Here is a 24,724-nt window from a genome sequence, read left to right as displayed (position 1 = left end):
CAGCGATGTCCGGAAATCGAGCGCTTCGCCGCGCCTTTCGTATCGAGGATCTCCGCGCCCTCGCGCGCCGCAGGCTGCCGCGCGGGGTGTTCGACCTTTTCGACGGGGGCGCCGAGGATGAGCTGACGCTTGCCGACAACCGGGCCGCCTTCCAGCGGGTTCGCCTTCGGCCGAAGGTGCTGGTCGACGTCAGCAGGGCGGACGCGTCGACGCAGCTGCTCGGCGGCCCTTCGGCGCTTCCGATGGCGATCGCGCCGACCGGCGCGGTGGGCTTCGGCTGGCCGCACGGCGAGGTGGCGCTGGCCCGCGCCGCGCAGGCCTTCGGCATCCCGTTCGCCCTGTCGACCTCGGCCACCTCCTCGATCGAGCGCATCGCAGCGGCGGTCCCCGGCCATCGCCTCTGGTTCCAGGCCTACATCCTGAAGGACCGCGACTTCACGATGAAGCTCGTCGAACGGGCGCGCGCCGCCGGCTTCGAAGGCTTGATGATCACGGTCGACCTGCCGGTCGGCGGCAAGCGCGAGCGCGACTTCCGCAACGACTTCTCGATACCGTTCCGCTGGACGCCTCGCAACCTGCGCGACTTCGCGCTGCGCCCGGCCTGGGTCGCCAGGCAGTTCGCGAGCGGGCTGCCGGTCATGGAGAACCTGATCGGGCTGTCGGCGGCATCGACCTCCACGCAGGCGATCGCCTCCAGCGTCGGGCGCAACTACGACCCCTCGTTCGACTGGGACGCGCTGCGGCGTCTTCGCGACGCCTGGGCAGGCAAGTTCATCGTCAAGGGAATCGTGCGCGGCGACGACGCCGAGCGGGCGGCGCGCCTCGGGTGCGACGCGATCGTGGTCTCGAACCATGGCGGACGGCAGCTCGACGGCGGCGTTGCGACGCTGGATGCCATGCCCGAGGTCATCGACGCCGTCGGCTCCCGCGCGAGCGTGCTCGTCGACGGCGGCGTCCGGCGCGGATCCGACGTCGTGAAGGCGCTGGCGATGGGCGCGGCCGGCGTGCTGGTCGGGCGCGCCACCCTGTACGGCGCTTGCGCGGCGGGCGAGGCAGGGGCGGTCAGGGCGCTCGAGATCCTGTCCGACGAGCTGCTGCGCACCATGCGCCTGTGCGGCATCAGGTCGACCGCCGAGATCGGGCCCGACCTGATCTTCCGCGGCCCCCTGGGCGCTCAGCGCGAATCGTCCTTCACCGGGTAGACGGTCGAGGCCCAGACCGGCGGCGTCTGGAACCACCGCTTGAGGAATTCGAGGAAGGCCCGAACCCGGGCAGGCACGTTGTGCCGGGTCGAGTAGATCACGTAGATGTCCAGCGCGATCGGCTCGTGCTCCGGCAGGACCACGACCAGGCGGCCCGCGTCGAGATCGTCGGACACCATGTAGTGCGGATGCATCGCGATGCCGTGGCCCTCCAGCGCGGCCTGCCTCAGCGCCTCGCCGAAGTTGGCGCTGATCGACCCCCGGACCCTGACGGCATACGGGCCGCCCGGCCCCCCGAAGCGCCAGATGTGGGTCGGCGATTTCAGCGTGTGCACTAGGCAGTTGTGGCGGGCGAGCTCCTGCGGCGCGGCCGGGCTGCCTCGCGCCGCGAGATAGGCCGGGGCGGCCACCAGCACCTGCGGCGCCTTGGTCAGCGGCTGCGCGACGTGGCTTGCATCCTGCATGCCCGGAGCGATCCGGATCGACAGGTCGAGGCCCTCGGCAATCAGGTCGGCGCGGCCGTCGTCGAGCGTCAGCGCGATCTGGATGTCCGGGTGCGACTCGGCGAAGCGTGCCACGATCGGCGTCAGGTGATGAGAGCCGAACGAGGGCGGTGTGCCGACCCGGATCACGCCGCGCGGAAGATTGACCGCATCCCGAACCGAAGCCTCGACCTCCTCGAACTGCCGAAGCAGCGGACCGGCATTGTCGAGCAGCCGCAGGCCGGCCTCGGTGAGCCCGACCCGCTTGGTCGAGCGGTTGAAGAGCCGGGCCTGCAGCGACTGCTCGAGCCAGGCGATGTGCTTGGTCACGCTGGCGCGCGACATGCCCAGCCTCACCGAAGCGCCCACGAAGCTGCCGCCCCGGGCGACCTCGGCAAAGACCTGGAGGCACTTGAGGCGATCCATCATCAGCCCGCCGCGTAGGCCTCCCGCAGTTCCCGCTTCAGCACCTTCCCGATCGAGCTGCGCGGCAGCAGGTCCACGAAGCGCAGGTCGGCGATCCGCTGCATGCGGCCGAGCCGTTCGTTGACCCAGGCGCGCAGCGCGTCGGCGGCGATCGCCTGGCCGCCCGAGCGCGACACGACGAAGGCGACCGGCGTCTCGCCCCACTCGCGCGAGGGCACGCCGACCACCGCGCAGTCGGCCACGTCGGGGTGCTGGCGCAGCTCGGCCTCGAGGTCGACCGGGTAGATGTTGAAGCCGCCGGAGATGATCATGTCCTTCTTGCGGCCCATCAGCACCAGGAAGCCGTCCTCGTCGAAGCGGCCGACGTCGCCGGTGCGGATGAAGCGCCGGCCGTCGGGGGCGATCCACTCGGCCTCGGCGGTCAGCGCCGGCTGGTTGCGGTAGCCGGTCATGATGCCGGGCGAGTGGCCGACGATCTCGCCGGTCTCTCCGGGCCCGACCTCGCGGCCCTCGTCGTCGATCAGCAGGATCGTGTGGCCGTTGGCCGGCCGGCCCACCGTGTGCAGCTTGTCCGGGAATTCGTGCGCGTGCAGCATGCAGGCGCCACCGCCCTCGGTCATCCCGTAGGTGTCGACCAGCTTGCCGGGCCAGCGGCGCAGCACCTCGGCCTTCAGCTCGGGCGGGAAGGGCGAGCTGGTCGCGAAGCGGTTCACCAGCGAGGACAGGTCGTAGCGGTCGAAGTCCGGGTGGTCCATGATCCGCTGGTACTGCACCGGCACCAGGATCGCATGGGTCACGCGGTGCCTCTGCACCAGCTCGAAGAAACCGCGCACGTCGAACTTCTTCTGCAGCACCAGCGCGCCGCCCATGGTCAGCGCCGGGAACACGTGGACCAGCGTGGTGTTCGAGTACAGCGGCGTGGTCAGGATGCCGACCGAGTCCTTGGTGTAGCCGTAGAACGGGCCGCGCTTCGAGTGCATCCAGCGCATCGAGTGCGGCTGCACGATGCCCTTCGGCGTGCCGGTGGTGCCCGACGAATAGATGATGTTGAACGGGTCTTCCGGCTCGATGTCGACCGGCGCCGGCTTCGCGCCCTCGGGTTCGAGCCAGTCCGCCAGGGCCCGACCGACGGCCGAGCCGTCCAGGGCCACCCGAGGGGCCTCCGTGCCGCCCGCCACCAGGGCCGCGGTCGAGTCGTCCAGGAACAGGATCCGCGCCTCGGCGTCCCTCAGCATCGCCGCGAGCGTCTCGGGCTTCAGCGACGGCGACATCGGCGCCACCGCCACGCCGGCGCGCACCGCGCCGAGATAGACGAGCAGGTACTCGATCGAGGTCGCCGCGCAGATCGCGATCGCGTCGCGCTTGCGGCAGCCGTCGCGCTGCAGCGCGGCCGCGACCCGGTCGACCAGCGCGTCGAGCTCGCGGTAGCCGACCCGGCGGTCGTCGAGGATCAGGGCCGTGCGCTCCGGCGCGTCGGCGGCGTGCAGCCTCAGGGCGTCGGTCATGACGCCGAAAGGCTGCTCGATGAAGGCTTCCAGAGGGGTCATCGCTCGGGCGGTTCGGGACAGGAACGGGCGGGGGCCCGGGCGCCGGTCAGGCGCGCGGGCCCCGCCATGGGAACCGGCGATGATAGCCGCTCGGGCGATGCCCCGAGGAACGGCTCCGTTCAGATCCCGAGCAAGCGCTTCGCCTGCCCGAGCGCCGCCACCGACTCGGCGTGCTTGCCTTCCTTGTGCAGGCGCTCGCCCTCGGCGCGCAGCTTCCTGACCTCTTCCATCTGCGAGGCCGAGAGGCTCGTTCCCTTCGCGACTGCCGCGTCGATCGCGGCCATCTCCTTCGGACAGCTGCTGGCCATCGCCAGGCCCGATGCGGCGAACAGAAGTGCCGCCAGCGTCTTCTTCATCAGGTCCTCCTTCGGCCCGTCAGGGGCCGCAGGACGATTGAAACGCCGACGGAAGACCGGCGCCCGAGTACCCACGGCGCGGAGCGGGGTGCTGCCGCCGGTGGGCGCGGGCCGGGCCCGCGCGAGGGCCGAGGTGGCCGGGCGCGCTACAGCGCCCCGACCGCCTCGAGCGCGGCGCGCACCTCGGCCCGGCCCTCGGCGGACAGCGGCGACTGCGGCGGCAGCGGCTCCCCGACCGGGTAGCCCTGCATGACCAGCCCGCCCTTGATGCAGGCAGCCAGGTTGTGCCGCGCGAAGGCCTCGTTCAGCTTCCACAGCCGCGCCTGCAGCGCCATCGCCTCGGGCCAGCGGCCCGCGCGACAAAGCTCGTAGAGCTCCACGCTCTGCCGCGGCACCAGGCAGGCGGGACCGGCCATCCAGCCGACACCGCCGATCAGCATCACGCAGGCCGGGATGTGCGCCGAGGCCGCGCAGACCTGCATGCGTCCCTCGACCCGCTCGATGATCGACAGCAGCCGGCCGGTGTTGTTCGACGCGTCCTTGATCGCGCGGACGTTGTCGATCCGGCTCAGCCGGTCGATCACCGGCAACGACAGGTCGGAGCGCTGGAAGTTCGGGTTCGTGTACAGCACGACCGGCAGCGGCGTAGCCTGCGCGATCGAGCTGAAGTAGGCGTACACGCCGTCGTCGGGCACCGGGAAGTAGGCCTCCAGGATCGCCAGGATGGCGTCGGCGCCCAGCGCCTGCATCTCGCGTGCCTGCCGGACCGCTTCCGCGATCGTGGTCGCGGCCACGCCGGCCACCACCGGCACGCGGCCCCGCGCCGCCTCGACCACCACCTCGACCACCCGCCGCCGCTGCGGCCAGTCCAGGTAGGCGAACTCGCCGGTCGAGCCCAGCGGCGCCAGGCCGTGCACGCCCGCGACGACCAGGTCGTCGACCAGGCGCGCCAGAACCGGCGCGTCGATGCTGCCGTCGGCCGCGACCGGCGAAACCAGGTAGGGATGGACGCCGTGGAAATCCATGCTCTCGACTCCGCAAGGGGCCCGGCAGCGGGCCGGGAACCCGATAAGCTGAACGGCAGCCGGCCGCCGGGCGCCCGCTCAGGTGCTACGGTGACATAGACTTCGTGACCGACGCCAGCGCAAGGGGGAGCGAATGAAACTGAAGGACAGGGTCGCCATCGTCACCGGCGCGGCCAGCGGCTTCGGCGCCGAGATCGCGCGCCAGTACGTGGCCGAGGGCGCGAAGGTCGCGATCGCCGACATCGACGCCGAGGGCGCGAAGGCGGTCGCCGGGCCGCTGGGCGACAGCGCGATCGCAGTCGCCTGCGACGTCTCGAAGCGCACCGACATCGACGCGGCCGTCGCCGCCGCGCTGGAGCGCTTCGGCGGCAGGATCGACATCGTGGTGAACAACGCCGGCTTCACGCACCGCAACCAGCCGCTGCTCGACGTCGACGAAGCGACCTTCGACCGCGTCTTCGACGTCAACGTGAAGGCGATCTTCCACATGGTCCACGCCGTCGTTCCGGTGATGCGCAGGCGCAAGGGCGGCGTGATCCTGAACGTGGGCTCCACCGCCGGCATCCGGCCGAGGCCCGGCCTGACCTGGTACAACGCGTCGAAGGGCGCGGTGAACCTGATGTCGAAGTCGCTGGCCGTCGAGCTCGCGCCGGACAACATCCGGGTCAACGCGATCTGCCCGGTGATGGGCGCCACCGGCATGCTCGAGGCCTTCATGGGCATGCCCGACACGCCGGAGAACCGGAAGCGGTTCATCGCCACGATCCCGATGGGGCGGCTGTCCGAGCCTCGCGACATCGCCCGGGCGGCGGTGTTCCTCGCGAGCGACGACGCGGATTTCGTGACCGGGGTCGAGTTCCCGGTCGACGGCGGCCGCACGATCTGAGGCGAAGGCCATGGACCTGGACACCTACCGGCAGTGGATCGGTCGCGTCGAGCGCCGCACCGATTTCGTCGCCGCCGCGCCGCTGGCCGCGATGTCGGCCACGCTCGACCGGGACGACCCGGAACCGGCCGCCGGAACCGAGGTGCCGCCGCTGTGGCAGTGGCTCTACTTCACGCCGCGCGCGCTGGCCCGCGACATCGGCCCCGACGGCCACGAGCGCCGCGGCGGCTTCCTGCCGCCAGTGGAGCTGCCGCGCCGCATGTTCGCCGGCGGCCGCTTCGAGTTCGAGCGCCCCTTGCGGGTCGGCGAGGCGATCGACCGCACCTCGCGCATCGTCGACGTGACCGGCAAGCAGGGGCGCAGCGGCACGCTGGTGTTCGTCACGCTCAGCCACGAGATCGCCGATTCGCAGGGTGTGGCGATCCGCGAGGAGCACGACGTCGTCTACCGGGACCATCCGTCGCCCGGCGCGCCGCAGCCGGTCCCCGAGCCGGCGCCGGCCGATGCCGGCTTCTCGCGCGAGATCGCGCCCGACCCGGTGCTGCTGTTCCGCTACTCGGCGCTCACCTTCAACGGCCACCGGATCCACTACGATCGGCCCTACGCCACCGGCGTCGAGGGCTATCCGGGCCTGGTGGTGCACGGCCCGCTGATCGCCACGCTGCTGCTCGACCTGCTGCGCCGCGAGGCGCCCGATGCCCGGGTGCGCCGCTTCGAGTTCCGTGCGAAGCGGCCGCTGTTCGACATCCATCGCTTCCAGGTCTGCGGCCGCTTCGAGTCCGACCGGCGCGTCGCCCTGTGGGCGCGCGACCACGAGGGCTTCGTCGCGATGCAGGCCAGCGCCGAGCTCTGAGGCCGCCGAGCCCGCCATCCGTCTTCAGCAATACGAGACCGTCATGACCCACACCCACGCAGACCCCTACCAGGACATCCGCGACGCGGTCCGCGCGCTGTGCGCCGAGTTCCCGCCCGAGTACCACCGCAAGGTCGACGAGAAGCGCGGCTACCCCGAGGCGTTCGTCGACGCGCTGACCAAGGCCGGCTGGATGGCCGCGCTGATCCCGCAGGAATACGGCGGCTCGGGCCTGGGCCTGACCGAGGCCTCGGTGATCATGGAGGAGATCAACCGCGCCGGCGGCAACTCCGGCGCCTGCCACGGCCAGATGTACAACATGGGCACGCTGCTGCGCCACGGCTCCGAGGCGCAGAAGCGCGAGTACCTGCCGAAGATCGCCAGCGGCGAGCTGCGCCTGCAGTCGATGGGCGTGACCGAGCCGACCACCGGCACCGACACGACCAAGATCAAGACCACCGCGGTGCGCAAGGGCGACCGCTACCTGGTCAACGGCCAGAAGGTCTGGATCTCGCGCATCCAGCACTCCGACCTGATGATCCTGCTCGCGCGCACCACGCCGATCGCCGAGGTGAAGAAGAAGTCCGAGGGCATGTCGATCTTCATCGTCGACCTGCGCGAGGCGATCGGCAAGGGGCTCGAGGTCAGGCCCATCCTGAACATGGTCAACCACGAGACCAACGAGCTGTTCTTCGACAACCTCGAGATCCCGGCCGAGAACCTGATCGGCGAGGAGGGCAAGGGCTTCAAGTACATCCTCGACGGCCTGAACGCCGAGCGCACGCTGATCGCCGCCGAGTGCATCGGCGACGGCTACTGGTTCATCGACAAGGTGTCGAAGTACGCGAGCGAGCGGGTGGTGTTCGGGCGGCCGATCGGGCAGAACCAGGGCGTGCAGTTCCCGATCGCCGAGGCCTACATCGAGGTCGAGGCCGCCAACCTGATGCGCTGGAAGGCCTGCCAGCTGTTCGACGCGCACCAGCCCTGCGGCGCCGAGGCCAACATGGCCAAGTACCTGGCGGCCAAGGCCTCGTGGGAAGCGGCCAACGCCTGCATCCAGTTCCACGGCGGCTTCGGCTTCGCCTGCGAGTACGACGTCGAGCGCAAGTTCCGCGAGACCCGGCTCTACCAGGTCGCGCCGATCTCCACGAACCTGATCCTCAGCTACGTGGCCGAGCACGTGCTGGGCATGCCGCGCTCGTTCTGACATGGCGCGCCCGCTCGAAGGCATCACCGTCGTCGCGCTCGAGCACGCGATCGCGGCGCCGTTCTGCACCCGCCAGCTCGCCGAGCTCGGCGCCCGGGTCGTCAAGGTCGAGAGACCGGGCACCGGCGACTTCGCGCGGGCCTACGACCAGCGGGTGCGCGGCCTGTCCTCGCACTTCGTCTGGACGAACCGCTCGAAGGAGAGCCTCGCGCTCGACCTGAAGCACCCGGAAGCGGCGTCGGTCCTCGCGAGGCTGCTCGAGCGCGCCGACGTGCTGGTGCAGAACCTCGCGCCGGGCGCTGCCGCGCGCATGGGCCTGTCCTTCGAGGCGCTGCACCCGAAGCACCCGCGGCTGATCGTCTGCGACATCTCGGGCTACGGCGCCGACGGGCCCTACCGCGACAAGAAGGCCTACGACCTGCTGATCCAGAGCGAGTCCGGCTTCCTGTCGGTGACCGGCACGGCCGACGAGCCGGCGAAGGCCGGCTGCTCGGTGGCCGACATCGCCGCCGGCATGTACGCGTACAGCAGCATCCTCGCCGCGCTGATCGAGCGCGGCCGCACCGGCCTGGGCAAGCGCATCGACATCTCGATGCTCGAGGCGATGGTCGAATGGATGGGCTTTCCGCTCTACTACGCCTTCGACAGCGCCGAGCCGCCGCCGCGCGCCGGCGCAGCGCACGCCACGATCTATCCGTACGGCCCCTTCCCGACCGGGGACGGCCGCTCGGTGATGCTGGGGCTGCAGAACGAGCGCGAGTGGCAGGTGTTCTGCGACAAGGTGCTCGGCCAGCCGGCGCTGGCCTCGGACCCCCGCTTCGACACGAACGCCCGGCGCAACGCGGCACGGGCCGAGCTGCGCGCGATCATCGTGGCGGCCTTCGCCGGGCTGGACGCCGAGGCGCTGGTGGCCAGGCTCGAGGCCGCCGGCATCGCCAACGCGCGGGTCAACACGATGGCCGACGTCTGGGCGCACCCGCAGCTCGCGGCCCGCGACCGCTGGACCCAGGTCGGCACGCCGGCCGGCCCGGTCGCGGCGCTGCTGCCGCCCGGCACCAGCGCGTCCGACCCGCCGCGGATCGACGAGGTGCCGGCGCTGGGCGCGCACACCGGCGCGATCCTCTCGGAGCTGGGCCTCGACGCGGCGGCGATGGAGCGCCTGCGCGCGGACGGCGCGATCTGACCGTCCGGAGCGCGAGGCGGCGCCGCCTGCCGAATCGGCGCGCGGCGCGCGTCGACGGCGGCCCGGCAACGGCCGCCGTGGGGTTCAGAACAACATGTTCGGCAGCGCCAGCGAGATCTGCGGCACGTAGGTGACCAGCGCCAGGAAGGCGAACAGCACCATCAGCCAGGGCAGCGCGGCGCGGATCACCGCGCCGATCGGCATCTTCGTGATGCCGGCGGTCACGAACAGGTTCAGCCCTACCGGCGGCGTGACCATGCCGATCTCCAGGTTCACCACCATGATGATGCCGAGGTGGACCGGGTCGATGCCCAGCTGCGTGGCGATCGGGAACAGGATCGGCGCCAGGATCAGGATGATGCCGGTCGGCTCCATGAAGGCGCCGGCCACCAGCAGCAGGATGTTCACGACGATCAGGAAGGCCCAGGGCGGCATGCCCCAGGCGAGGATCTGCTCGGCGATCGCCTGCGGGATGCGCTCGGTGGTCAGCACGTGCGCGAACAGCAGCGCGTTGGCGATGATGAACATCAGCATCACCGTGACCTTCGACGCGTCGACCAGCACGGCCGGCACCTGCGGCCAGCGCAGGTCGCGGTACACGAACACCGCGATCAGGAAGGCGTAGACCGCCGCGACCGCGGCCGCCTCGGTCGGCGTGAACAGGCCGCCGTAGATCCCGCCCAGGATGATCACGATCAGCAGAAGCCCCCAGATCGAGTCGCGCGCCGATTCGAGGATCTCGCCCAGGCTGGCCTTCGGCTGGCGCGGCAGGCCGAGCATGCGCGCCCGGAAATAGATCGCGCCGGCCAGCAGCAGGCCCAGCAGGATGCCCGGCACCACCCCGGCCATGAACAGCTTGCCGACCGAGGTCTCGGTGGCCGCGCCGTAGACCACCATCACGATCGACGGCGGAATCAGGATGCCCAGCGTGCCGGCGTTGCAGACCACGCCGGCCGCGAAGGGCTGCGGGTAGCCGGCCCGCACCATGCCGGCGATCACGATCGAGCCGACCGCCACCACGGTGGCCGGCGACGAGCCCGACACCGCGGCGAACAGCATGCAGGCGAGCACCGCCGCGATCGCCAGGCCGCCGCGCAGGTGGCCCACGCAGGCGATCGCGAAGCGGATCATCCGGCGCGCGACGCCGCCGGTGGTCATGAAGGCGCCCGACAGGATGAAGAACGGGATCGCCAGCAGCGTGAAGTGCTCGGAGGTCTCGTAGAGCTTCAGCGCGAGCGAGGCGAGCGAGTCCTGCCCGAACAGCAGGATCGTGAGCAGCGACGACAGGCCGAGCGCGACCGCGACCGGCATGCCGATCAGCATGAACACGAACAGCATCGCGAACAGGGCGGCGGTCGTCATGCGCGGTCTCCCGATCCGGCGTCTTGCCGCGCACCTTCGGCCCCGGCCTCGGGCTCGGGCTCGCCGTCGGCGTCCGCGCGAAGCCGAAGCGCGTCCTCGGCCTCGTTGCCCAGCAGGCTGCTCGAGCGGCCGGTCGCGATGCGCCAGAGCACCTCGCCGAAGCGCAGCAACAGCATCGCGAAGCCGACCGGCAGCACCAGCTTGGGCACCCACTGCGGGATCGGCAGGTCCTGCGCGAGGATGCCGATGTCGTACATCTTGCCGACGTAGATCCAGCCGCCGACGAAGACGATGCCTGCGTAGACCACGCAGAGGGCCGCGGCCACCAGCGCCACGCGCCGGGCCGCCCGCTCGGAGAGCAGCCGGACCAGCGCGTCGACGCCGATGTGCGCGCCCACCCGCACCCCGTAGGAGATGCCGAAGAAGATCAGCCCCCCGAACAGGAAGGTCGTGAGCTCCAGGGCCCAGACGAAGCTGTAGTTGAAGACGTAGCGCGCGACCACCTGGGCGAAGGTGATCAGTGTCATCAGCGACAGCAGCGCCGCGAGCAGGAAGCTCTCGCAGCGATCCACCCAGCGCCGGATCGGGGACCCGGCGCCCTCCTCGCGAGCCACGATGCGCGGCTTACTTGTTGTGCTTGAGCGCGGCCTGGATCAGGTCGGCGCCGATGCCGCCTTCGAACTTCTTCCAGACCGGCTCCATCGCCTTCTGCCAGGCCGCGAGGTCTTCCTTCGACAGCGTCTGGATCTTCGCCTTGCCGGCCTCCTGGATGCGCTTGAGGTCGCGCTCGTTCAGCTCGTTGGCCAGCTTGTTGGCGTGGGCGGTGGCCTCGGCCATCGCCTTCTTGAGGCCGTCGCGCACGTCGGCCGGCAGGCCGTCCCACCACTTGGCGTTGGTGACCACCATGTAGTCGATGATGCCGTGGTTGGTGTTGGCGATCGTCTTCTGGACCTCGTGGAACTTCTGCGAGTAGATGTTCGACCAGGTGTTCTCCTGGCCGTCGACCACGCCGGTCTGCAGCGCCTGGTAGACCTCGGCGAAGGCCATCTTCTGCGGATTGGCGCCCAGCGCCCGGAACTGCGCCTCGAGCACGTCCGAGGCCTGGATGCGGAACTTCAGGCCCTTCACGTCTTCGGGGCGCTGCAGCTTGTCCTTGTTCGTGGACAGCTGCTTCATGCCGTTGTGCCAGTAGGCCAGGCCCTGCAGCCCGCGGTTGCGCATCACGTCGAGCAGCGCCTTGCCCTCGGCGCTCTGCTGGAAGCTGTCGACGGCTGCGAGGTCCTGGAACAGGAAGGGCAGGTCGAAGACCTGGATCTTCTTCGTGTAGCGGTCGAACTTCGACAGCGAGGGCGCGATGAACTGCACGTCGCCGAGCAGCAGCGCCTCCATCTCCTTGCCGTCGCCGAACAGCTGCGAGCTCGGGAAGACCTGCACCTCGACCTTGCCGGGGAGCAGCTTCTCGGCCACTTCCTTGAACTTCAGAGCGCCCTGCCCCTTGGGCGTGGACTCGGCCACCACGTGGCTGAACTTGATCACCATCGGCTGCGCGAGGGCCGATGCCGACAGGCCGAGCGCGAATGCGCCGGACAGGATTGCTGCGACGAGCTTCATGGGAATGTCTCCTCCTCCAGTTGATGGGGGCGCCGTGGCTTTCCCTATTCCTGGGGTTTCCCGGCGCGAGGCCATTCTAATGAATTTGGGGCAAGGCATGCATGCTGCAGTGCGGTCGGCTGCGCGCAAGGAGACAGGCTGGTCCGCGGCCCCGCGCATTCCACGACGCCCGGAGGGGCGCCCCCGGCTGGGTATCATCATGGGTTTCCCCTCGACCGCGAGCCCGCGAGATGAACGCTGCGCCGCCCCGCCTGTCCGTCCCCAAGGACCGGCTCAAGTTCGTGCTGCTGGAAGGCATCCATCCGTCGGCCGTCGAGGCGCTGCGCTCCGACGGCTACACGAGCGTCGAGACCCACGCAAAGGCGCTGTCGGGCGCCGAGCTGGCCGCGGCGATCGAGGGCGCGCACTTCCTGGGCATCCGCTCGCGCACGCAGCTGACCGCCGAGGTGCTCGCGCAGGCGCCGAAACTGAGCGCGATCGGCTGCTTCTGCATCGGCACCAACCAGGTCGACCTCGACGCCGCCGCCCGGCGCGGCATCCCGGTGTTCAACGCGCCGTTCTCGAACACCCGCAGCGTGGCCGAACTGGTGCTCGGCGAGATCATCATGCTGATGCGCGGCATCCCGGCGAAGAACGCCACGCTGCACCGCGGCGGCTGGGACAAGAGCGCGGCCGGCTCCTTCGAGGTGCGCGGCAAGACGCTGGGCATCGTCGGCTACGGGCACATCGGCACGCAGATCGGCATCCTCGCCGAGCAGCTCGGCATGCGGATCCTCTTCCACGACGTCGAGAAGAAGCTGCCGCTGGGCAACGCGCGGCAGGCGCCGGGGCTCGACGCGCTGCTCGCCGAGGCCGACGCGGTCACGCTGCACGTGCCCGAGACGCCGGCCACGATGAACATGATCGCCGCGCCGCAGCTCGCGCGCATGAAGCGCGGCGGCCTGCTGATCAACGCCTCGCGCGGCACCGTCGTGGACATCGACGCGCTGGCCGCGGCGCTGGAGAGCGGCCACCTCGCCGGCGCGGCGATCGACGTGTTCCCGGTGGAGCCCAAGGGGAACGACTCGCGCTTCGAGTCCCCGCTCGCCCGCTTCGACAACGTGATCCTCACGCCGCACATCGGCGGCTCGACCGCCGAGGCGCAGGCCAACATAGGCGGCGAGGTCGCCGAGAAGCTGATCCGCTACAGCAACAACGGTTCCACCGTGTCGGCGGTGAACTTCCCCGAGGTGTCGCTGCCCGAGCACACCGGCAAGTGCCGCTTGCTGCACATCCACCGAAACGTGCCCGGCATCATCGCGAACATCAACGAGCGCTTCTCGCGCGCCGGCATCAACGTGTCGGCGCAGTACCTGCAGACGAACGCGCTGGTCGGCTACGTGGTCATCGACATCGACGGCCACGCGAGCCAGGTCGCGCTCGACGAGCTGAGCGCGATCGAGGGCACGATCCGCTGCCGGATCCTCTACTGATGCCGCGCCAGCCGGCGATCGGCGAGCGGCGCGCCTGCGCAGCGCCGGCCGGCCGGCATTGGCGCCGGACCAGGGCATGAGCCCTGCGCTCGCCACGCTGGCCGGCACGCTCGCGGTCCAGACCCTCGCCACGCTGGTGCTGACCGCGCCGTCGGTGCTGGCGCCCGCGGTGGCACCCACGCTGGGCTACGGCGCCGACCGGGTCGGCGTCTTCGTCGGCGTGGCGTACCTGGCGGCCATGCTGTCCGGCCTGGGCAGCGGCGGCTGGGCCGCGCGGATCGGCGCGGTGCGCCTGTCGCAGGTCGCGATGGCGTCGTGCGCGCTCGGCGCGCTGGCCGTCACGCTCGGGCAGCCGGCGGCGCTGCTGCTGGCCGCCGTCACCGTCGGCATCGGCTACGGCATGATCAACCCGGCCACCTCGAGCCTGCTCGCGCGGCACGCGCCCGCGAACAGGAGGGGCCTGTTCTTCTCGATCAAGCAGACCGGCGTGCCGCTGGGCGTGGCGGGCGCCGGGCTGCTGATGCCGCTGGGCTTCGCGGCCCTCGGCTGGCGCCCGGCCATGGCGCTGGCCGCCGCCGCCTGCGTAGCGCTGGCGCTCGCGCTGCGGCCGCTGGTGGCGAAGCTCGAGCCGCCGGCCGGGGCCGTGGCGCCGCGCGCCGGCGGGGCCGCCGCGACCGGCTCCTGGCTCGCCGGCCTGGCAACGGTGCTGCGCGACCCGGCGCTGCGCCGGCTGAGCCTGGCCTCGTTCTCGTTCGCGTTCACGCAGCTTTGCTTCACCACCTTCCTGGTGTCCTACCTGAAGCTCGAGCTCGGGCAGTCGCTCGCCACCGCTGCCGCGATCCTCGCCGGCTCGCAGGTGGTTAGCACCCTGTCGCGCATCGGCTGGGGCCACGTGGCCGATCGCTGGGTCGGCTCCGGCCTGCTGCTCGGGGTGCTGGGCGTGGCCATGGGCCTGGCCTGCGCCGGCCTGGCGCTGCTGGGCGAATCGGCCGGCACCGGCCTGGCGATCCTGGCGGCGGTCGCCTGCGCCGCCACGATCATGGGCTGGAACGGCGTGTTCTTCGCCGAGCTCGCGCGCCAGGCCGGGGGCAAGGACATGGCCACGCTGGCCGGCGCCTCGCAGTTCATCACCTTCGCGGGCAGCATGAGCGGCCCGGTCGCATTCGCCGAGATCATCCGCCTGGGCGGCTCCTACGGCGGCGCCTACCTGGCGCTGGCCGCGCTGCCGCTGGTGTCGGGCGCGGTGATGCTCAGAGCAAGCTGGCCAGCGCGCCGCGCAGCTCGTCCTCGCGCCGACCAGAGCGCGCCGCGTAGTCCCTGAGCTGGTCCTCCCCGATCGGACCCACGTTGAAGTACTCGGCGCGCGGGTGCGACAGGTAGAAGCCGCTGACGCTGGCGGCCGGATCCATCGCCAGGCTCTCGGTCAGCGTGATGCCGATCTCCTCGCAGCGCATCGCGTCGAACATCGCGCGCTTGACCGTGTGCTCGGGGCAGGCCGGGTAGCCGGGCGCCGGCCGGATGCCCTGGTAGCGCTCGCGGATCAGGTCCTCGCTGGACAGCTGCTCGTCGGCCGCGTAGCCCCACAGGTCGCGGCGCACCCGGGCGTGCAGGCACTCGGCGAAGGCCTCGGCCAGCCGGTCGGCGATCGCCTTGAACATGATCGCCGAATAGTCGTCGAGCAGCGCGAGGAACTCCTTCTCCTTCTTCTGCGCGCCGATGCCGGCGGTCACCGCGAACATGCCGACCCAGTCGGCGATGCCCGAGGGCCTGCCGTCGATCTCCTTCGGCGCCACGTAGTCGGCCAGGCACTTGTTGGCCACGCCCTCGCGCTTGGCGGTCTGCTGGCGCAGGTTGTGCCAGGTGAGGGCGACCTGAGTGCGGCGCTCGTCGGTGTAGAGCTCGATGTCGTCGCCCACCGAGTTGGCCGGCAGGAACATGACCACGCCGTTGGCGGTCAGCCAGCGCCCGGCCACGATGCGCTCGAGCATCGTCTTGCCGTCGGAGAACACGCGCCGCGCCGACTCGCCGACCGTGTCGTCGTTCAGGATGCCCGGGAAGGCGCCGTGCAGGTCCCAGGTCTGGAAGAAGGGGCCCCAGTCGATGTACTGCGCGAGCTCGCCCAGGTCGAAGTTGCGGAACTCGCGCCGGCCGACGAACTTCGGCTTCGGCGGCGCGTACCGGCCGCCGCCGGCGCCGCCGTGCAGCCAGTCGATCGGCTCGCGGTTGGCGCGCGCCTGCTCGATCGTGACCAGCGCCGGCCCCTTCTTCGCCGCGTGCTGCTCGCGCACCCGCTCGTACTCGGCCAGCAGGCTCGCGAGCCAGCCCTCGCGGTGCTCGGGCGACATCAGGTTCTGCGCGACCGGCACCGAGCGCGAGGCGTCGGGCACGTAGACGACCGGCCCCGAGTAGTGCGGCGCGATCTTCACCGCGGTGTGCACCCGCGAGGTGGTCGCGCCGCCGATCAGCAACGGGATCTTGCGGTCGCGGAACCAGGGGTCGCGCTCCATCTCCTTCGCGACGTGCGCCATCTCCTCGAGCGAGGGCGTGATCAGCCCGGACAGCCCGACGATGTCGGCGTTCTCCTCCTTGGCCTTCGCGAGGATCTCCGAGCACGGGACCATCACGCCCATGTTGACCACGTCGAAGTTGTTGCACTGGAGCACGACCGACACGATGTTCTTGCCGATGTCGTGCACGTCGCCCTTCACGGTGGCGACCACGATGCGGCCCTTCGACGAGATGTCCGCGCCGGCCTCGGCCAGCCGCTGCTTCTCTTCCTCGATGAAAGGGATCAGGTGGGCGACCGCCTGCTTCATCACGCGCGCCGACTTCACCACCTGGGGCAGGAACATCTTGCCGGCGCCGAACAGGTCGCCGACGACGTTCATGCCGTCCATCAGCGGGCCCTCGATCACCTCGATCGGCCGGCCGCCGCGCGCTGCGATCGCGGCGCGCGCCTCCTCGGTGTCCTCGACGATGAAGGTCGTGATGCCGTGGACCAGCGCGTGCGCCAGCCGCTTCTCGACCGGCTCGGCGCGCCAGGCGAGGTCCTCTTCCTTCCTGGCGCCGCCGGCCTTCAGCGTGGCGGCGAACTCGATCATCCGCTCGGTGGCGCTCTTGGCGGCCTCGGCGTCGAGCGCCGCCTGCGCGGCCTCGCGCGCCGCCGCGTCGCCGGAGTCGACGGCGGCCTGCAAGCGCGCGCGCTCGGCGGTGAGCGCCGGCATGCGGTCGAGCACGATGTCCTCGACCCGCTCGCGCAGCTCCGGCTCGATGTCGTCGTACACGCCGACCATGCCGGCGTTGACGATGCCCATCGTGAGCCCGTTGCGGATCGCGTGGTACAGGAACACGGTGTGGATCGCCTCGCGCGCCGGGTCGTTGCCGCGGAAGCTGAACGACACGTTCGACACGCCGCCCGACACCTTGGCGTGCGGCAGGTTCTCGCGGATCCAGCGGGTGGCCTCGATGAAGTCGACCGCGTAGTGGTCGTGCTCCTCGATGCCGGTCGCGATCGCGAAGATGTTCGGGTCGAAGACGATGTCCTCGGCCGGGAAGCCGACCTTCTCGGTGAGCACCCGGTAGGCGCGCGCGCAGATCTCGGTCTTGCGCGCGAAGCTGTCGGCCTGCCCCTGCTCGTCGAAGGCCATCACGATCACCGCGGCGCCGTAGCGGCGGCACAGCGTGGCCTGGCGAACGAACTCCTCCTCGCCTTCCTTCAGCGAGATGGAGTTCACGATCGCCTTGCCCTGCACGCACTTCAGGCCGGCCTCGATCACGCTCCACTTCGAGCTGTCGATCATGATCGGTACGCGCGCGATGTCGGGCTCGGAAGCGATCAGGTTCAGGAAGCGGGTCATCGCGGCGGCCGAGTCGAGCATCGCCTCGTCCATGTTCACGTCGATGACCTGGGCGCCGTTCTCGACCTGCTGGCGCGCGACCGCCAGCGCCTCGTCGAACTGGCCGGCCAGGATCATCCGCGCGAAGGCCTTCGAGCCGGTGACGTTGGTGCGCTCGCCCACGTTCACGAACAGCGAGGACTCGTCGACGTTGAAGGCCTCGAGCCCCGACAGCCGCAGCGCCGGCGGGCGCGCCGGCACGCGGCGCGGCGGCAGGCCGTCGATCGCCTTCGCGATCGCGGCGATGTGCTCGGGCGTGGTGCCGCAGCAGCCGCCCGCCACGTTGACGAAGCCGGCCTGCGCGAACTCGCGCAGCAGCCCGGCGGTGATCTCGGGCGTCTCGTCGAAGCCGGTCTCGGACATCGGGTTGGGCAGGCCGGCGTTCGGGTACACGCAGACGAAGGTGTCGCACTTCTCCGAGATTTCCTGCACGTAGGGGCGCATCAGCGCCGCGCCGAGCGCGCAGTTCAGGCCGATGGTCAGCGGCCGGGCGTGGCGCAGCGAGTTCCAGAAGGCCTCGACCGTCTGGCCCGACAGGATGCGGCCCGAGGCGTCGGTGACCGTGCCCGAGATCATGATCGGCAGGCGCGGCAGGCCCCGGGCCTCGCGCTCGGACAGGATCTCGTCGATCGCGAACACCGCGGCCTTCGCGTTCAGCGTGTCGAAGATCGTCTCGACCAGCAGGATGTCGACGCCGCCGTCGATCAGCGCCCGCACCTGCTCGGCGTAGGCCTCGCGCAGCTCGTCGAAGCTCACGTTGCGCGCGCCCGGGTCGTTGACGTCGGGCGAGATCGACGCGGTCTTGGGCTGCGGGCCGATCGCGCCGGCCACGAAGCGGGGCTTGTCGGGGGTCGAGTAGCGGTCGCAGGCCTCGCGGGCCAACCGGGCCGAAGCGAGGTTCATCTCGGCCGCCAGGTGGGCCAGCCGGTAGTCGGACTGGGCGATCGAGGTCGCGCCGAAGGTATTCGTCTCGACGATGTCGGCGCCGGCGGCCAGGTACTGCTCGTGGATCTCGCGGATGACCTGCGGCTGGGTCAGCGACAGCAGCTCGTTGTTGCCCTTCACGTCCTGCGCGAGGTCGGCGAAGCGCTCGCCCCGGTAGGCCGCCTCGTCGAGCCGGTAGCGCTGGATCATGGTGCCCATCGCGCCGTCGAGGATCAGGATGCGGCGCTCGAGCAGTTCGCGCAGGCGGGCTTCGGTCGGGTTCATCGCGGGTTCCTTCGAGGGAACCTTCCATTTTACCGTCCGACCCCGGGTCTGCGCCCCCTTCCGGCGCCCGATCCGGTCTTTTCGCGCTCCCGGGGCGCCCCCTGCGGCTGATAACCTATCGGCTTCTTCCCGCAACCCCCGGACAAGCAGCGGAGCCCCGATGTCCTACGTCATCACGCCGCCCGAGCAGGCGGCAGTGCCGGTCGCCGGCACCAGCAACCTCTTCCCGGTCAATCGCGTCTACTGCGTCGGCCGCAACTACGTCGAGCACGCCAAGGAGATGGGCTTCACCGGCCGCGAGCCGCCCTTCTTCTTCATGAAGCCGGCCGACGCGCTGGTCGTCGTCGCCGAAGGCAGCACCGCCGACGTTCCCTACCCGCCGGGCACCAGCGACCTGCACCACGAGATCGAGCTGGTCGTCGCGATCGGCACCGGCGGCCGGAACATCGCCGCGGCCGACGCGGGCAAGCACATCTACGGCTACGCGGTCGGGCTCGACCTGACCCGCCGCGACCTGCAGGGCGAGGCCAAGAAGCTGGGCCGGCCGTGGGAGATCGGCAAGGCCTTCGACCACTCGGCGCCGATCGGCCCGATCCGCAAGGCGGCCGAGGTCGCGGCCGGCGGGCAGCCGCTGTCGCAGGCGGGCATCTCGCTGAAGGTCAACGGCGCCACCCGCCAGTCCAGCGACGTGTCGAAGCTGATCTGGAACATCGCCGAGACGATCGAGCACCTGTCCAAGTACTGGGAGCTGAAGCCCGGCGACCTGATCTTCACCGGCACGCCCGAGGGCGTCGCCGCGGTCGTGGCCGGCGACCTGCTCGAGGGCGAGGTCCAGGGCGTCGGCGGGCTGAAGATCCGGCTGGTCTGACGATGGCCGAGCACCGGATCGCTCCCGATGCGCTGCATCGGTGGGTCGTCGACCTGTGGCTGGCGGCCGGGTCGTCCGAACGCGAGGCCCGGCTGACCGCCGACCACCTGGTCGCGGCCAACCTGAGCGGGCACGACTCGCACGGCGTGGGCATGGTGCCGCGCTACGTGAACTCGTTCCTGAACGACGAGCTGCAGCTGAACCGCGAGATCGCCGTCGTCACCGACGGCGGCGGCATCGTCACGGTCGACGGCCGGCGCGGCATGGGCCAGTCGGTGACCCACCAGGCGATGGCGCTGGCGATCGAGCGGGCGCGGCAGCACGGCACCTGCGTGCTCGGCCTGAAGAACTCCCACCACCTGGGCCGGGTCGGCCACTGGGCCGAGCAGGCGGTGGCCGCCGGGCTGGTGTCGGTGCACTTCACCAACGCGGTGTCCAACGGCGCGATGGTCGCGCCGCACGGCGGCGCGCAGGCACGCTTCCTGACCAACCCGTTCACGGTCGGCATCCCGCGCGCGAGCGGCGAGCCGCTGGTGCTCGACTTCGCGACCAGCGCGATCGCGCACGGCAAGGTGCGGGTGGCCTACAACAAGCGGGTCCCGGTTCCCGACGGCTGCCTGATCGACGCCCAGGGCCGTCCGACCAACGATCCGGCGGTGATGTTCGAGCCGCAGGAAGGCGAGGAAGGCCGGCTCGGCGCGCTGCGCACCTTCGCCGCCCACAAGGGCTACGCGCTGGCGATGGTCTGCGAGGTGCTGGGCGGCGCGCTGACCGGCGGCGAGACCGCGGTGCCGGCCAACTTCCCGCCCCGCCACGCGATCTGGAACAACATGCTCGCGATCGTGTTCGACCCGGCCCGCATGGGCACCGGCGCGCACTTCGAGCGCGAGGTGCGCGACTTCGTCGAGTGGGTCGAGTCGGCGCCGCTGGCCGACGGCAGCGAGGCGATCCTGATGCCCGGCGACCCGGAGCGCATCGCCAGGCGCGAGCGCGCCGCGGCGGTGCCGATCGACGCCGGCACGATGGCCCAGCTCGACGAATCCGCCCGGCTGGTCGAGGCGGCGAAGGGCCGCTCGCCCGGGCCGCTGTCGGCGCTGGACCTCGAGGCAGGCGGGGCCTGAGCCCGGATCCGGACGGGCTGCGCGAGGCACCGCCGATGAAGACCCTGGTGTTCCCGGTGCTGGTCGGGTTCGGCGACTGCGACCCGGCCGGCATCGTGTTCTACCCGAACTTCTTCCGCTGGTTCGACGCGTCCACGCACGCGCTGCTGAACGCGGCAGGCCAGAGCCACGACGCGATGCAGCGCGAGCACGGCTGGGTGCTCGGGCCCCTGGTCGACGCCGGCGCCGCGTTCCGGGCGCCGGCCCGCTACAACGAGCGGATCGAGATCCACTCGGCGATCGAGCGATGGAGCGCGAAGACCTTCCGGATCTCCCACCGGGCGATGCGCGACGGCACGCTGCTCGCCGAGGGCTGGGAGGTCCGATTCATCGGGGTGCCGCATCCGGACGACCCGCGGCGGCTGCGCGCGCTGGCCATCCCCGGCTGGTTCCGGGCGCTGTTCGACGACGACGCCCCCCAGTCGGCGGACGCTGCCATGTCGGCCGCCGCCCCCCCCGCACCGGGCTCGGCGGACGCAAGCGCGTCGCGCGAGCCGGCCGGAGGCGAGAGGCGCCTTCACTTGCTGGACACGATCACGTCGATCGACGAGAGCTGCCGGGACGGCATCATCGTGTCCGGCTCCCATGGCGGGCTGTCCTCGACCGGCTTCGTGTTGCGCGCGCCGGTCCGGCCGCGCGCGGTCTTCCTGAACGACGCCGGCGTGGGTCGCGACAAGGCCGGCATCGTGGCGCTCGACCTGCTCGAGGAGATCGGCGTGGCCTGCGGCTGCTACGCGCACGAGTCGGCCCGGATCGGCGAGGCCCGCGACGGCTACGAGCGCGGCGTGCTCAGCCACCTGAACCCGCGGGCGCAAGCGGCGGGGCTGTCGATCGGGATGAGCGTGCGCGAGGCCGTGGCCCTGCTCGGCGTGGCGCCCGACGCGGACCTGGCCGGCGACGACGCGCAGGCGCCGGCGGCGCGGTAGGCCACCGCGCAAGCGCGCCGCGGTTGGCCCGCCCTATGCGCGGGGCTGCATCCGCGCGACGGCCGCCCGCGCGCCGACCCGCCTGGACAGCCACAGCGTGGCCAGCATCAGCGCGACCGCCGCCCAGGGCAGCGGGCCGATGCCCGCGACCGCGATCACCGCGCCGCCGGCGGCAGCGCCGATCGCCTGCCCCCCGTAGATCATCGAGGTGTTCAGCGCGATCGACGCCGACGCGAGCGCCGGCGCGAAGGCGGCCAGCCGCGCCTGCTGCGCGGAGTTCATCGCGAAGCAGCCCAGCCCCCAGAACACGCCGCTGGCCAGCAGCAGCGGCCAGGTCGCGGCAGGCAGCCAGGCCACGGCCAGCGTGAGCAGCGCCGCCAGGCCGAGGCCGACGACGATCGCGAGAATCGCGGTGTCGACGCTGCGATCCGGGCCACGGCGGCCGATCTGCCGGATCATCCACAGGTTGCCGGCGACACCGAAGAGGCCGAACAGCCCCATCACCGCAGCCACGGCCTCGGCCGAAGCCTGCGTCGCGAGCTTCAGCGCCGGCGCGATGTAGGCCGACAGCGTGAACTGGCCGGCGCCGCCGAGCAGGGTGACCGCCAGCGCCCCGGTCAGCAGCGGATTGCGCACCACGTCGCCCCACGAAGACAGCGACAGCGCCGGCGTCCTGAGGCCGCGAGGGATCGTCGCGAAGACCCAGGCGCAAGCAGCCAGGTTCAGCAGCGCCGCCACGCCGAATCCGGCCCGCCAGCCGAAGTGGGTGCCCACAAGGTTCCCCAGTGGCATGCCGATCACCGATGCGATCGACCAGCCGATGAAGATGCCGGTCACCGCGCGCGCCCGGCCCTCGGGCGGCACCATCGAGCCGATCGTGGCGGCGGCCTGCGGCGTGAAGATCGCCGCCTGCACCATCGTCGCCGCCCGCACCGCGGCGAGCAGCCCGAAACCCGGCGCGAGCGCCGACAGCAGGTGCCCGAGGCCGCTCAGCGCGAGGCTGCCGACCAGCAGGCTGCGCCGGTCGATCCGGGAGGTCAGCGCCGCGGTCAGCGGCGCGCCGATGCAGGTGACCAGCGCGCCGATCGTGACCAGCTGGCCGGCCGTGGGCACCGAGGTCCGCAGGCCCTCGGCGATCAGGTCGAGCATGCCGACGACGACCATCACGCCGGTGCCGATCGCGAAGTTGCCGAAGGTGAGCGCCCGGATCGCGGCGCGCAGCGAACGTTCGTCCGGCAAGGCGGGGTTCATGCGAAGTCGCTCATCGTGCGCGCGATGCTACCGCAGCGGACAGGCCGGCTGAGGCCCGTGCCGAAAGGGACCGCTTCGCCGGGCGACAATATGGAAACGACCGCCCGAAGAACGGAGCCCGCCCCCAATGACGCCGACCCCGTCCCTGCTGCGCGCGCTCGCTCACCCGCTTGCCCGCCCCCTCGCACACCCGCTAGCCCGCGTGTTCGCCGGCCTGCTCGTCGCGCTGGCCGTCCCGGCTGCCGCATCGGCCCAGGCTGCCGGCGCGGGAGCGGGTGTCGCGCCAGCCACCGCGCCCACCGCACCCGCCGACGCCGCCTGTCCGCCCCTGCTGCGCCACAGCTTCGACCGGCTGCAGGACGAGAAGCCGCAGTCGCTGTGCCAGTACGCCGGCAAGGTGCTGCTGGTCGTGAACACCGCCAGCCGGTGCGGCTACACCCCGCAGTACGAGGGGCTCGAGGCGCTGCACGCGAAGTACGCGTCGCGAGGGCTCGTGATCATGGGCTTCCCGTCGAACGACTTCCGCCAGGAAGCCGGCAGCCGCGAGCAGATCGCCCAGCTGTGCTTCGACACCTACGGCGTGCGCTTCCCGATGTTCGTGAAGTCGCAGGTCACCGGCCCGCAGGCGAACCCCTTGCACGCCGCGCTGGCGAAGGCCACCGGCGAGGCGCCTCGCTGGAACTTCCACAAGTACCTGGTCGACCGCCAGGGCCGGCCGGTGGCCAGCTTCCGCAGCGCGGTCGAGCCGAACGACCCGGCGCTGGTCGCCGCGATCGAGCGCGAGCTCGCCCGGCGCTAGCGAACGGCGCAGTAGATTCATTCACACGTTCTCAGGCGCCGGCGGCGAGCAGCGCCACCCCCGATGCGATCAGCGCCGATCCCGAGAGCCGGCGGGCGAGCTGCCCCTCGCGCAACAGGATCGCGCCAGCAAGCGCCGCCACCAGCATCGACAGCTCGCGCGCCGGCGCCACCACGCTGACCGGCGCCAGCCGCATCGCCTCGAGCACCAGCAGGTAGCTGAGCGGCGACAGCACGCCGACGCCCAGCACCACCCGCCACGACCGGGCGAGCAGCGCCCGCCAGCCGGGAACGGACCACACGATCCAGGGCGCGAGCAGCACGGCCTGCCCCACGCAGACGGCCCAGTAGTAGACGAGCGGATCGGCGCCCAGCGCCGCCACCGCGCGGCCGTCGTTGACCGTGTAGGTCGCGATCAGCACGCCGGTGGCCAGGCCCCAGCGCAGGCCGTGTCCGACCGCCGGCGAGGCGCCCGCGCGCAGGATCGCACCGCCCCCGGCGATCGTGAAGGTGCCCGCCACCACCAGCGCCAGGCCGGCGAACGAGGCGAGCCGCGCCGGCTCGTCGAGCAGCAGGATCGCGGCCACCGAGGCGAGCAGCGGGCCGGTGCCGCGGGCCACCGGGTAGACGATCGACAGGTCGCCGGCGGCATACGCCCGCTGCAGCACCCGCATGTACAGCGTGTGGACGACGACGCTCGCGGCCACCGCGAACCACACGCCGCCCCCCCAGTCGGCGAGCCGCGCGACGGCGGCCCCGTTCGCCGGCGCCATCGACGCGGCCGCGGCGCCCGTGCCAGCCCCGGCCGGCCCCGCGCCGAAGGCCCCCGCCAGCCAGACGAATGGCGCGAAGGCGATCGTGGCGACGACCGTTGTGCCCCAGACGAAGGCCATGCCGCCGCCGGTGCCCGAGCGCTTCATCCACAGGTTCCAGCCGGCGTGCAGGAACGCGGCCGCCACGACCAGCGCGAGCGCGGTGGCGGGCATCGCGAAGGGTCCCGGGCG

Annotated in this window: 21 protein-coding genes; 11 read left to right on the top strand and 10 right to left on the bottom strand. The window is 71.5% G+C overall.

Features of this window, described 5'->3' with window-relative positions; genetic code table 11:
* Positions 1–5: 5 nt before the first annotated feature.
* Positions 6–1,202, top strand: coding sequence for an alpha-hydroxy acid oxidase (locus M6I34_RS12645; protein WP_272486033.1), 1,197 nt, complete (start codon positions 6–8; stop codon positions 1,200–1,202).
* Here the strand turns inward: M6I34_RS12645 and M6I34_RS12640 are convergent.
* From M6I34_RS12640 to M6I34_RS12625, 4 genes are all read right to left on the bottom strand, one after another.
* The gene (locus tag M6I34_RS12640; protein ID WP_272486032.1) at positions 1,175–2,113 is read right to left on the bottom strand and encodes a LysR family transcriptional regulator; all 939 of its coding nucleotides are present in this window, start codon (positions 2,111–2,113) and stop codon (positions 1,175–1,177) included. The two genes, M6I34_RS12645 and M6I34_RS12640, sit on opposite strands and share 28 nt — an antisense overlap.
* Positions 2,113–3,657 (bottom strand): class I adenylate-forming enzyme family protein, encoded by a 1,545-nt coding sequence (locus M6I34_RS12635; RefSeq protein ID WP_272486031.1) that lies wholly within the window; start codon positions 3,655–3,657, stop codon positions 2,113–2,115. The genes M6I34_RS12640 and M6I34_RS12635 overlap by 1 nt, the downstream gene beginning before the upstream one ends.
* A 119-nt stretch (positions 3,658–3,776) precedes the next feature.
* A complete protein-coding gene (locus M6I34_RS12630; RefSeq protein ID WP_272486030.1) occupies positions 3,777–4,013 on the bottom strand; it encodes a hypothetical protein in 237 nt (78 codons plus the stop codon).
* 146 nt (positions 4,014–4,159) lie between these two features.
* On the bottom strand, positions 4,160–5,038 hold the full coding sequence (locus M6I34_RS12625) for a dihydrodipicolinate synthase family protein (RefSeq protein ID WP_272486029.1): 879 nt from the start codon (positions 5,036–5,038) through the stop codon (positions 4,160–4,162).
* 133 nt (positions 5,039–5,171) lie between these two features.
* Here M6I34_RS12625 and M6I34_RS12620 point away from each other — a divergent pair, with 133 nt between their 5' ends.
* From M6I34_RS12620 to M6I34_RS12605, 4 genes are read left to right on the top strand one after another with little or no spacing between them, the layout of a single operon-like run.
* Positions 5,172–5,924, top strand: a complete 753-nt coding sequence (locus tag M6I34_RS12620; protein WP_272486028.1) for a glucose 1-dehydrogenase — start codon at positions 5,172–5,174, stop codon at positions 5,922–5,924.
* Positions 5,925–5,934: 10 nt separating this feature from the next.
* Positions 5,935–6,777: an HTD2 family dehydratase gene (locus tag M6I34_RS12615; RefSeq protein ID WP_272486027.1), complete on the top strand. Its 843-nt coding sequence runs from the start codon at positions 5,935–5,937 to the stop codon at positions 6,775–6,777.
* Between the two features lie 43 nt (positions 6,778–6,820).
* Positions 6,821–7,984, top strand: coding sequence for an acyl-CoA dehydrogenase family protein (locus tag M6I34_RS12610; RefSeq protein ID WP_272486026.1), 1,164 nt, complete (start codon positions 6,821–6,823; stop codon positions 7,982–7,984).
* Between the two features lies 1 nt (position 7,985).
* Entirely contained in the window at positions 7,986–9,167 is a 1,182-nt protein-coding gene (locus M6I34_RS12605) for a CaiB/BaiF CoA transferase family protein (protein WP_272486025.1), read from the top strand.
* An 84-nt stretch (positions 9,168–9,251) separates the two neighbouring features.
* Here M6I34_RS12605 and M6I34_RS12600 read toward each other — a convergent pair whose 3' ends face one another.
* From M6I34_RS12600 to M6I34_RS12590, 3 genes are read right to left on the bottom strand one after another with little or no spacing between them, the layout of a single operon-like run.
* Positions 9,252–10,529, bottom strand: a complete 1,278-nt coding sequence (locus M6I34_RS12600; RefSeq protein ID WP_272486024.1) for a TRAP transporter large permease — start codon at positions 10,527–10,529, stop codon at positions 9,252–9,254.
* Positions 10,526–11,101, bottom strand: a complete 576-nt coding sequence (locus M6I34_RS12595) for a TRAP transporter small permease (RefSeq protein WP_272486023.1) — start codon at positions 11,099–11,101, stop codon at positions 10,526–10,528. Before M6I34_RS12595 ends, M6I34_RS12600 begins: the two co-directional genes overlap by 4 nt.
* A 52-nt stretch (positions 11,102–11,153) precedes the next feature.
* Positions 11,154–12,140: a TRAP transporter substrate-binding protein gene (locus M6I34_RS12590; RefSeq protein ID WP_272486022.1), complete on the bottom strand. Its 987-nt coding sequence runs from the start codon at positions 12,138–12,140 to the stop codon at positions 11,154–11,156.
* 230 nt (positions 12,141–12,370) lie between these two features.
* Here M6I34_RS12590 and serA point away from each other — a divergent pair, with 230 nt between their 5' ends.
* Together serA and M6I34_RS12580 are read left to right on the top strand one after the other, a co-directional pair.
* Positions 12,371–13,612: a phosphoglycerate dehydrogenase gene (gene serA, locus M6I34_RS12585; RefSeq protein WP_272486021.1), complete on the top strand. Its 1,242-nt coding sequence runs from the start codon at positions 12,371–12,373 to the stop codon at positions 13,610–13,612.
* A 76-nt stretch (positions 13,613–13,688) separates the two neighbouring features.
* Positions 13,689–14,933 carry an MFS transporter gene (locus M6I34_RS12580; RefSeq protein ID WP_272486020.1) on the top strand — a complete coding sequence of 415 codons (1,245 nt, stop codon included), beginning with the start codon at positions 13,689–13,691 and terminating at the stop codon, positions 14,931–14,933.
* Here M6I34_RS12580 and metH read toward each other — a convergent pair.
* Positions 14,863–18,717, bottom strand: coding sequence for a methionine synthase (gene metH, locus M6I34_RS12575; protein ID WP_272486019.1), 3,855 nt, complete (start codon positions 18,715–18,717; stop codon positions 14,863–14,865). The two genes, M6I34_RS12580 and metH, sit on opposite strands and share 71 nt — an antisense overlap.
* 160 nt (positions 18,718–18,877) lie before the next feature.
* Between metH and M6I34_RS12570 the strand changes: the two genes are divergently transcribed.
* Genes M6I34_RS12570 through M6I34_RS12560 form a run of 3 tightly spaced genes read left to right on the top strand, consistent with a single transcriptional unit; the run spans position 18,878 to position 21,671 of the window.
* Positions 18,878–19,585, top strand: a complete 708-nt coding sequence (locus tag M6I34_RS12570) for a fumarylacetoacetate hydrolase family protein (RefSeq protein WP_272486018.1) — start codon at positions 18,878–18,880, stop codon at positions 19,583–19,585.
* 2 nt (positions 19,586–19,587) lie between these two features.
* Positions 19,588–20,706 (top strand): malate/lactate/ureidoglycolate dehydrogenase, encoded by a 1,119-nt coding sequence (locus M6I34_RS12565; protein WP_272486017.1) that lies wholly within the window; start codon positions 19,588–19,590, stop codon positions 20,704–20,706.
* Positions 20,707–20,741: 35 nt separating this feature from the next.
* Complete coding sequence (locus M6I34_RS12560) at positions 20,742–21,671, top strand: acyl-CoA thioesterase (protein WP_272486016.1); 930 nt, start codon at positions 20,742–20,744, stop codon at positions 21,669–21,671.
* A 33-nt stretch (positions 21,672–21,704) separates the two neighbouring features.
* On the opposite strand, the gene M6I34_RS12555 is transcribed toward M6I34_RS12560, so the two are convergent.
* Entirely contained in the window at positions 21,705–22,922 is a 1,218-nt protein-coding gene (locus tag M6I34_RS12555; RefSeq protein ID WP_272486015.1) for an MFS transporter, read from the bottom strand.
* A 127-nt stretch (positions 22,923–23,049) separates the two neighbouring features.
* Here M6I34_RS12555 and M6I34_RS12550 point away from each other — a divergent pair, with 127 nt between their 5' ends.
* A complete protein-coding gene (locus M6I34_RS12550) occupies positions 23,050–23,721 on the top strand; it encodes a glutathione peroxidase (RefSeq protein WP_272486014.1) in 672 nt (223 codons plus the stop codon).
* A 31-nt stretch (positions 23,722–23,752) separates the two neighbouring features.
* Here the strand turns inward: M6I34_RS12550 and M6I34_RS12545 are convergent, their stop codons facing one another.
* Positions 23,753–24,706, bottom strand: coding sequence for an EamA family transporter (locus M6I34_RS12545; RefSeq protein WP_272486013.1), 954 nt, complete (start codon positions 24,704–24,706; stop codon positions 23,753–23,755).
* Positions 24,707–24,724: the final 18 nt, after the last annotated feature.

The organism is Zeimonas sediminis (assembly GCF_023721795.1).
In the GTDB taxonomy this organism is placed as follows: domain Bacteria; phylum Pseudomonadota; class Gammaproteobacteria; order Burkholderiales; family Burkholderiaceae_E; genus Zeimonas; species Zeimonas sediminis.
This window is presented reverse-complemented; position numbering and strand designations above follow the sequence as displayed.